The sequence below is a fragment of the Bacteroidales bacterium genome (assembly GCA_031275285.1).
Lineage (GTDB): Bacteria > Bacteroidota > Bacteroidia > Bacteroidales > UBA4181 > JAIRLS01.
Genome location: JAISOY010000159.1, coordinates 59609 through 69920 on the forward strand (window position 1 = coordinate 59609; position 10312 = coordinate 69920).

Genomic DNA, 10312 nt, shown 5'->3' on the forward strand with positions numbered 1-10312 from the left:
ATTGTCTGATCATTAAATAAAGAAAAGCAGGAAATAGAAATGGATTTGGAACAGGAGATTTGCCGGCGAAGAACCTTTGCCGTTATTGCCCACCCTGATGCAGGGAAAACCACTTTAACTGAAAAACTACTATTATTTGGAGGCGCCATACATGTAGCAGGAGCTGTAAAATCCAATAAGATAAGGAAAACAGCTACATCCGATTTTATGGAAATCGAGAAACAGCGTGGTATCTCAGTGGCTACTTCAGTGATGGGATTTGAATACAAAGATACCAAGGTCAATATCCTGGATACGCCCGGACACCAGGATTTTGCGGAAGATACCTACCGCACACTTACGGCTGTGGATAGCGTGATTGTGGTGATTGACGCAGCCAAGGGGGTTGAACCGCAAACCCTTAAACTGATGGAAGTATGCCGGATGCGGAAAACCCCGGTAATTGTATTTGTCAATAAACTGGACCGGATCGGGCAAGATCCTTTCGACCTGATGGATGAGTTGGAACAACAGCTTAAGATACAAGTCTGCCCGATGACATGGCCGATCAGTAGCGGCCCGACATTCAAAGGAGTATACAATCTATACGAAAAGAATCTGCAATTATATACTTCCCAGGAAAAACAGATCATCGCCGACTATTTAAAGATAGAAGATATACAGAGCAACGAGCTGGATCAGCAGATCGGTGAATATGCCGGAAAACTACGGGAGGACCTGGAGCTGGTGCAGGGTATCTATCTGTCACTGGATCTGGCAGAATATCGTGCCGGTCATTTAGCACCGGTATTTTTCGGAAGTGCACTCAACAACTTTGGTGTACGTGAACTGCTGGATTGTTTTGTCGATATTGCACCGACCCCCAAAAGCTTCGAGGCGGAAGAACGGATTGTACAACCTAAGGAACCTAAATTAACCGGATTTGTATTCAAGATACACGCCAATATGGATCCTAATCATCGGGACAGGATCGCTTTCCTGAGGATTTGTTCGGGTGAATTCAAACGAAATACCAATTACCTGCATGTCCGTTTAGGTAAAAATCTCAAATTTGCTAACCCGACTTCCTTTATGGCTGAGAAGAAGTCCATTGTGGATGAGGCATATCCTGGTGATATTGTGGGAATATATGATACCGGTAATTTCAAAATAGGGGATACATTGACAGAAGGAGAACAGATCCATTTCAAGGGAATACCGAGTTTTTCACCTGAATTATTCCGGTATGTGGAAAATGCGGATCCCATTAAATACAAGCAATTGGCCAAAGGATTGGAACAATTGACGGACGAAGGAGTGGCACAATTATTTGTCAACCAGTCCAACGGTCGTAAAATCATCGGAACTGTGGGCGCTTTGCAGTTTGATGTCATCCAATATCGTTTGGAACATGAATATGGTGCATCCTGTACTTACCAGCCCATGCAATTGTATAAAGCCTGTTGGATAGAAAGTACCGACAAAGCCGAATTGGAGGATTTCAAAAAACGAAAATGGCAATTCATGGCTTCAGATAAGGAAGGCAGGGATGTTTTTATGGCTGAATCCATGTATGCATTATCGACTTCCCAGGAAAAATACCCCAATATCAGGTTTCATTTTACATCGGAGTTTTAATCATTGTCTTTCCTGAAGTTTTGCGTATTTTAAAAATGATTCAATCATTTTTAAAATGTTGAGTTATCCGATCCCTAAAACATAATGTTGGAAGAATCGTAGTAACTCAATAATCAATGCAATCCCCATATGGATAATTACCCCTCCCCAGATGTGGCGTGTCTGAAAAGCCAATGCTCCCAAAAAATAACCTCCGAAAAAAGCTGAAATAGTTTCCAGGACAGGTTTGCCGAAATGAAGGGCGACATATACTGCAATCATAGGTAATACTGCGTTCCTGCCCATTAATGATACCATACCGATCACGAGTGCGCCGCGGAAGATCAGTTCTACCATCAGGAAGTCGCTCATGTATACGGTCTCAAAAATAAGCGTATTCAGCCACACCGGATTCCCGAAAGCATTTTCATAATTCCAGGGTTTATAGGACGGATAATAGGATAGAAAATCAGGCGTGAATGAAACGATGATCAATACAGGAAGGATAACTACATATAGGTACAAATAAGCTTTTACATGATGGTTGCCACTACAAAGCCCATATAATCCTTTTACATTTTTATCGATAAAAAGCCTTAACAGAACCAGTACAGGAATAACAAAAACCGCATTTCGCATTCTCCACAGGGTACGGAAAATGTAATTTTGTTCTTCAGCTGTCAATGACGGTAGTTGTAACACCTCCCGCCAGGAAAAAGCATCAGCGAACCCTATCAATGAGGTGATTAAAATTGCTTTGATGTAAAATAGAGGATTCCGTAGTTTTCCTGTTTCTTTTTTGATGCATGCAACCGGTATGGCTACCAGAAAATATATCAGCAGGTACATCAATATATTGTTTAAGATCGGAAAAGGAGTGGGAATCCTGCTGTAGGTAATCTGTTCCCCCCATTCGGTGCCATAAATCAATCCGATAAAAGTTCCCACAATTATAAACACATACAAATAAGCAGCTATATGGAAATCTTTCCGGAAAAAAGTCAGGAAATCCTGCACCAGGAACTTAAGTTGTCGGATCATGAAATGGTGGATTCAATTTCAGATTGTGGCTGTGAAGATAAATAAATTTCCATTTGACGGGTCTTGGCATGGATGATTTCACTAAAAATAATACCTTTGTTGATCATCTTTAAAACGATAAAACTATGAAATGGTATTACCTGATACTTTGCCTATTCTTTTTTGCCTGTTCCGAATCACGGCCTCTGAAAAATTGCGAAACCTACGCCGAGGCCCAGGATCCTTCACCTGATGTAAATGCAGACTGGAATAAGGTTTCCCGGAAACTGAATGTTTCCTTTGGTAGCATTGATGAACGTTATGCCAGGTCTTCCATACCTGCGCTTGATCATGTAGATACCTGGAATGGCAGCGGATGGAGAGGCGAACGCTTGTCGGCACAGGTGGTTCTATGGAGTAAGGAGCCGGTAGAACAAATCGAGTGCGAATTCACGGATTTTCGTTCTCCGGAAGCTACATTAAATGCTTCTGTTGCACAAGCCAGATTTGTCCGCTATGTACTTACCGATATTTTTGAACCGGGCTGCGGACATCGTAAACCTAAAGACTTTCCATCATCCTTATCTCCGGATATGCTGGATTCAATCAGTTGTTTTCAGATGGAAGCCCAAACTACCCGCCCTGTCTGGTTAAGTTTTGATATTCCCGAAAATGCACAACCCGGGATTTATGCCGGCACTTTGAAGATCTATGCCCGGAACCAAAAGACACACCTCCTGAATATTAATCTTGAAGTGCTTCCGCAAACACTTCCTGCTCCAAAAGAATGGGAATTCTATCTGGATCTCTGGCAACATCCTTCTGCAGTAGCGAGGGTTCATGGTGTGAAACCATGGTCGGAGGAACACTGGACCTTATTGAAAGCACCGATGGCTATGCTGGCTTCTGCAGGTCAAAAAGTGATTACAGCTAATATCAATAAGGATCCATGGAATAATCAATGTTATGATGCATATGAAGATATGATCATCTGGACCAGGCAGGCAAACGGTACCTGGAGTTATGACTACACCATTTTTGACCGCTGGGTAAAATTCATGATGGATCTGGGTGTTAAAAAAGTGATCAACTGTTATTCCATGATTCCATGGAACAATGAACTTCATTATCTTGATGCCAAAAAGAACGAATTGGTAAATATCAGTGCAAAGCCTGGAACCAAAGAATTTAATGATATCTGGACTCCTTTTCTCAAAGATTTCCGCAAACATCTGGAAACGAAAGGATGGCTGGAAATTACTAATATCGCGATGGATGAACGTTCCCCAAAAGATATGAAGGCAACGATAGACCTGTTAAAAAAGGTAGCGCCTGAATTCGGAATTGCATTGGCAGACAATCATAAGAGCTACAGGGAATACCCATTCCTGAAGGATATCTGTATTTCATTCGGCGGGGATAATTTTGACAAGGAGGACTTAGACTTTCGTAAACAAAATAATCTGATCAGTACTTATTATGTCTGTTGCAGCCACAAATTTCCCAATATGTTCACTTTCTCCGATCCGGCCGAAGCCACTTATATTGGCTGGCATACTGTTGGATCCGGGCTGGATGGCTTCCTGCACTGGGCATACAATTCGTGGACAGAAAATCCTGTGATCGATTCCCGTTTCCGTACATGGCCGGCCGGTGATACCTACCTTATCTATCCCGGTGAACGCAGTTCTATTCGTTTCGAACGTTTACGCGAAGGTGTTCAGGATGCAGAAAAAATAAGGATTCTTCGCGAAAAATTAATGCTTTCATCTAAAGCTGATGCGCCGGATCAGCTGACTAAACTGAATGAAGAGGTGGCTAAGTTCGGGATCAATAAAATGCTTTCGGAGCCATGCAGTGATATGTTGAACCGGGCAAAAAGAATGCTGGAGGAATTAAGCAGATAATAAATTCTAAGCACTCAGTGCTATTTATTGTTTCATTAAATCACATTGATCAAGTGGATTACGTTCTGGGAATATGACATTTATTGTTTTAGATTACTTAAAGTGATACTTTCATCCCATTTTACATTTCAATGACATCAGTGAAATGTAAAATGGGATTTTTTGTTCAGAGGAGTACGAATTTTTATTCGTTCCTTTTGATCATTTTTAAGGAAAACCAGCCTAACAACAAAATGATCAGGATCATGATTGTCCAGAGCCAGGCCTTATTCAGGAATAACGGTTGTACCTTGGTTGTTTCTTCTGTTTCTTTTATTTGTTCATCGCCCAATGATGCGGGAGCCATTGTTTCGGGAATCTTTCCGGAAAACCGTTCTATATCGTATTCCGGTTTACTGACATGATCGTTTCCATAACATAGGAAATATCTTCCGGGCTGGTCAAACCGTACCATCAATTCAGGAAAATTTCCTTTTATTTCCAAAGAATCAATATCCAGCGGACGATTGTCCTGATTATGAATAGTAATTTTGATGCGTCTCAAAACCGTATTATCAAAGCGGAATATACCCTTATCTACCGAACTGAGCGTAGCTGAAAGCAATCGTCTATATTTATAAACAACTCCCTGTTCTGTCCGGATACTGTCATTGGAATAATCCAGTACAACAGGCCGGTAAAAATCAAAGGGATAGTGGATAAACATGGTAAGGGAACTTACCGGAACAGAAGTGCCAAGGTCTACTTCGATTTCAGTTTGCTTCTGCTCTTTATGGTTGGTCAGGTTAACAATCCTGTAAGGGTACTCCCTGTAAATTCCGTTGATGGCCTCATTAAAAGTCATTTCAGCACCAGCCAGTTCCGGTTTGTCATTGCTTTTGACCAGTAATCTCAGGTACCTGTATCTGGAGTCGGGAAAGATAATATCAGTAAACTGATAATCGGTCAGGTCATTTTTGATGGATACAATCCGGTAATCATCTACAATCGTGAACCATTCCTGTTGGTTCTTGCTGCCTTCCAGTTTGATTTTCCAGTCGAAATCCGGTTGCTTGAAATTTAATCTGATGTGATTGATGATTTCGGTATCTGGTATCTCAAAAGTAAAGTAATGCCCTTTTTCGTTGTACGAAGTATTGATGGTTTTAAAGGCGGTTCTTTTTTGAGATATACGATCCATTTTCCGGTGTAACAGGTATGGTGCCTCAATCGTATCACTGCCGGCAGTAATCCCAAATATCCTTATATCCGATAATTGAGCGGAAGACGCTTTTGAATAAATATCTCCGGGTAAAAGAATTTGATGCCATTCACTTGAAATGTCATGGATTTCCCGTTGAAAACGGTATTTATCCATTTGTGCTGACAGATAAAGAGGCAGACAATTTACCAGGCAAATCAGGACAACAATTTTCAATTTCATATTCCGGCGATTATTATGATTTGGAGAATTGGTCATCAGCCGGTTCTTTATCAGATTCACCTTTAGTCTCATCCGATATCACATGTTTGTATTTATTATATAGGAATGAGATCAACAGGAGCAGGGCGCCCAGCGATATAAAAACAATGGTTTTCCCGATGGTACTGAGGCCCGAAAGGTCATAGAAGAAAAGTTTAACGAGGGTGATCCCGAAAAGGGTGATAGCGCCGATCCGCAGGTATTTTTTCTTTTTCCATATACCCAGGATAATTAATACCAAAGAATAAATCCCCCAGAAAATGCTTAATTCGAGGCTGTACGACAGGTCATATTGGGATTTACCCAACCAATAGATCAATTCATTGCTGGCTACCCATAAAATGGAAAAATGGATGAATAGCTCGAAAAAAGCGTTCATCTTGCTGAGCTTAAGAGATACATTACGGGTATACATAAATGATACCAGTAACAGGAGCGCTAAAAAGATATAGGAAAGGTATGGGACGAAATAAAAACCGGGATAATCAGATGCACGTAAAGCAGTCATGAAATTCATTCCGTTGGACAAGAAAAACAAAACGGCGAAAATGTTGATACCAACGTTGAAGTAGCCCAGTACCTTATTGCGGATTTTCCTTATGTTAACAAAGGACAACAATGTAAGGAAAAACATAGAATAATTGATCAGCCATATTTGCCGGACAAGTGCTATTTCATGCACAGCATTATAATCTCCTTCTGTAAGGAGTGCGCCGGATTTCTCATATAGCTCGAAAAATACGGATATCTCCATGTAAAAAGTGGCATACAATGACACAAGGAAGATGCCTGTAACAAAAAAAGAAACGATCCCCGATGTGTTTTTTAACAAACGATCTCCGTTGTCCGTATACTTTTTGTTTTGGTTCAGAAACACAATGAATCCGAAAGCTGCGGCAAAAAGTAAGGAACTCAGAAAGTGAATATTGAATACAGGTGTCCCTGAAAAATATTGATGATGGACAAACCAATCGTGGATCATACTGAAAAATGCAACCAGCATTATCGGAAACGATAATTTCTCATAAATGGATATTTTTCTGGAACGTCCGATCCAGTAGAGCAAGGCCGCTTCGCCTGCCCACAACAAAGTGACCCAGTTTCCTTCCAGCTGTACAGGGATGGCTATGGTAATAAATACCAATACCAGCCCTATCACCAGATGCAACAGGTTTCTATCCACCATTTTCTGCTTGTATATGACTATGGCAACGATAAAATGGATGATTGCATTGCCCAGTGTGAACAATCCCAATAAATGTTCCCCAATGACATCCTTGTTGAGGATCGCATACCCGAAACCGTAAAAAATAAATGAGTTGGAAAGGAGGAGAATAATGTCTCCTATGTTGTATTTGCTTTGGCGTAAAAGTTTATATCCCAGAAAAGTCAGGTAAAAAATGATAAAAAATACCAGATTGAAAACGAAGGCGATAGTGAAATATGATGATTGGTATTTAAAGAAAAACCAACTACTGTATATGATCCAGGTGATAACAAATGATGAATAATACAAGGGTTTCCAGTATTTTTTCAATGCTATGGCCAAAATGCCCAGATTAATGATGGCTGTATAGCTGAAAAGGATCAATGCCTGTCCGGAGCCACTACTTAACAGAAATGGGACGATATAGGCTCCCACCAGCCCTATATGGGCAATTACCTGCCGGTTGTATGTGATTGCTGCCAGGGCTGTAAAGACGGTAAAGGCAACCATTAAGACAAAGGCAAGAAATTGCGGGATCAATGCGTAAAAATCATAAGCGGCATAAGTGATAAAATACATGATGGCCATTGACCCGCTGAGCAGAACAGCGCTGAATTTGTCATACTTTTGTTTTAACCAGATGGCAAGTCCGAGTAACCCTGCGCCGAATAAATAACCCAGTATGATACGGGTCAAAGGGTTGATCAACTCATGGTCGATAGCATATTTTGCCCCTATGGCTACCCCGATTACCGTGATGATGATCCCTATTTTACTGATCAGGTTTTCTCCGATAAATTTTTCAAGATTGGATTTTACCTTGGGTGAATGCGGCGAAGCATAACTGACCAAAGGAGTTTCCTTTTTCGGGAGTACAGGTGCTTCTTTTTCAATGGTTATTTCTTTTACATAATCGATAGATTTTTCCACCTTCGCCGGTTCTGTTTCTTTTTCCTTTATTAAAGGAACTTCTTGTTTTGACTGCAGATGGTTGACTTCCTCTTTCAGGAGTTTGATCTCTTTCTGAAACTCTTCCTGTTGCATGGATAAGCGGTCCAGACGCTTGAGGAGTTCGTTTATTCTATCATGATTATCAGCCATGTTATGATCAAATTAATATGATAATAAGTCTATTTTATCTGTCCCAAAGATACCAACAATTATTCTTTAATTTACGGAGAAATGGAAAGAGGGTTATCCTCTTACTGGTATTCTTCAATAATATCAAAAGAAGGTTATGTGAAAAAATGGAAAATATAATTTCTTATTGAAGAGTTTGTTTACAAAAAAAACTATATTTGTTTTAATTCAACCAATTAATATTTGATATTATGAGATCGGTTCTATTTCCTTTTACTGTATTATTCTTGTTTTTATGTGTTGATCTGCATTCGGTTTTTGCCCAATATGATCATTATCTGTTAAAAGATTATATGAACCCTGATTATAAACGCCAATCGTTGGATTTCTCATTCAATGGGAATTTTAGCAATAGTTCCAATAAAAGAGATGGTTCGCATCCGGAATATACATATAAAGATGCCCTCGATCAGATAAAGATGACTGGCGGATTATCATTGGGATATAATCGGATAAAAAATACCATACGGACACAAAACAATACCAGTGTAGATTTTTTATTTAATGGAAATTATGGAAAAGATAAGTCATTTACTGATACTCAAGGGGCAAACAGCTACAATTATAATCAGGATAGATTATCAAAAACCGGAATGGTTAGGGTAGGACTGGATTTTCGTAATACGGGTTATTATTATGGTAACAACAAGAATTTTTTGTTGCTTGGGCCGACTGCCGGTTTTTCCTATTCCCATGGGAACTATAAATTAGATGATAAAACCAATACATCATACAAAAACACTACCCGGGACCTCTCTGCTCATGCAGCTTTTTCTTTGGGTATAGGCAAAGGAAGAATCGAAGAAGTAGGTGATGCACGACAAGCGGTTTACCTATTACAGGACTTACAAAAATATGGTATACTGGAAAAAGAACTTTCACAAGAAGAAATCGATGAATTAGCCCGGTTGGTAACTAAAGTGAAGAATAAAAGACAATTCGATTCCCGCATCCGGTTGATACAGGAAATCACATCCGTCGATTCACTGCTTATAGAAAAAGGATATATAGGAAAAGAACATTCTGCCGCATATTTCACCACATTGTATGATAACTGGCAATATGCAAATGTCAACAGGCGTTCCGGAAATAGATTTACTGTCAGTCTGCGTCCATTTGTTGTATACTCTCACTACAAAATTGAAAAGACATGGCTTTATGATAATAACCCGGCTGAACATGATACAACAAAATACTTTGATTATGGAGGAAATTTTGTTGTATCATTTGATTCGGAAAAACCGGTTAACCTATATTGGCAACGAGCCTTATCGATTGAATTTACTACTGAATGGCGTGAAAGTGATTATCCAAAGCACTCCGAAAGATATCATTCACTGTTATCTGCCGATTATGGATGGGTGTATTATCCGAATTCCCGGACATCCATAGGTGGATTTTTTTCTGAACTTCTTGCATATACTTACAAGGAACGTCAATTTCAAACTTCGACTTCCCTGCTTTTTGATCTGAAATATTATTTTTCACCTCAGCTGAGGCTGAATATTTCGTATCGTTTTGGATATACTTATATACGTAGCGATGATAAGGATACTGACTGGCTGGTTACTTCCAGAAATAAATATCCGGATAACTTTCTGTCAATAAATCTTATGTATAGTATATTCTAAAAATAGCATAAAAGACAAGATGGAATAACAGGCCAATAACGACTTCAGCATACAATTAACCTATAAATACACTAAAGCAATAAAATAAAAACCAGGAAGTATAAGAATAAAACCTATACTTCCTGATCAGTTTGTTATATATTTTTATGAGGTTACTAATCGACCACCACCAGTTTTATTACTCTTCTGGTATTTCCTTTGATGACACTTAACAGGTACATCCCCTGTGGTAAATGGCTGACATTAATTATTTCCGTTTCACTGCTGGTTCTGTATGCTGATATCTTTTTTCCTGTTATATTCATGATATGAAGGATCTCACCACCTTCCAGTCCGCTTATAAGTACAA

At 39.6% G+C, this 10312-nt stretch carries 7 protein-coding genes; 3 read left to right on the top strand and 4 right to left on the bottom strand.

The genetic code is table 11. From position 1 onward, the window contains the following. The first annotated feature begins 39 nt into the window (after positions 1–39). The gene (locus LBQ60_15935; GenBank protein ID MDR2039412.1) at positions 40–1617 is read left to right on the top strand and encodes a peptide chain release factor 3; all 1578 of its coding nucleotides are present in this window, start codon (positions 40–42) and stop codon (positions 1615–1617) included. Positions 1618–1680: 63 nt separating this feature from the next. On the opposite strand, the gene LBQ60_15940 is transcribed toward LBQ60_15935, so the two are convergent. After that, on the bottom strand, positions 1681–2637 hold the full coding sequence (locus tag LBQ60_15940) for a CPBP family intramembrane metalloprotease (protein MDR2039413.1): 957 nt from the start codon (positions 2635–2637) through the stop codon (positions 1681–1683). A gap of 125 nt (positions 2638–2762) precedes the next feature. Here LBQ60_15940 and LBQ60_15945 point away from each other — a divergent pair, with 125 nt between their 5' ends. Then, on the top strand, positions 2763–4523 hold the full coding sequence (locus LBQ60_15945; protein ID MDR2039414.1) for a DUF4091 domain-containing protein: 1761 nt from the start codon (positions 2763–2765) through the stop codon (positions 4521–4523). 184 nt (positions 4524–4707) lie between these two features. Here LBQ60_15945 and LBQ60_15950 read toward each other — a convergent pair whose 3' ends face one another. Together LBQ60_15950 and LBQ60_15955 are read right to left on the bottom strand one after the other, a co-directional pair. After that, positions 4708–5946: a DUF3999 family protein gene (locus LBQ60_15950; GenBank protein ID MDR2039415.1), complete on the bottom strand. Its 1239-nt coding sequence runs from the start codon at positions 5944–5946 to the stop codon at positions 4708–4710. Between the two features lie 13 nt (positions 5947–5959). Next, positions 5960–8293: a DUF2339 domain-containing protein gene (locus LBQ60_15955; GenBank protein ID MDR2039416.1), complete on the bottom strand. Its 2334-nt coding sequence runs from the start codon at positions 8291–8293 to the stop codon at positions 5960–5962. Positions 8294–8523: 230 nt separating this feature from the next. Here LBQ60_15955 and LBQ60_15960 point away from each other — a divergent pair, with 230 nt between their 5' ends. After that, the gene (locus LBQ60_15960; GenBank protein ID MDR2039417.1) at positions 8524–9963 is read left to right on the top strand and encodes a hypothetical protein; all 1440 of its coding nucleotides are present in this window, start codon (positions 8524–8526) and stop codon (positions 9961–9963) included. A gap of 155 nt (positions 9964–10118) precedes the next feature. Here LBQ60_15960 and LBQ60_15965 read toward each other — a convergent pair. Continuing rightward, positions 10119–10312 (bottom strand): T9SS type A sorting domain-containing protein (locus LBQ60_15965; GenBank protein ID MDR2039418.1); only part of this gene is annotated, 194 nt, incomplete at its 5' end.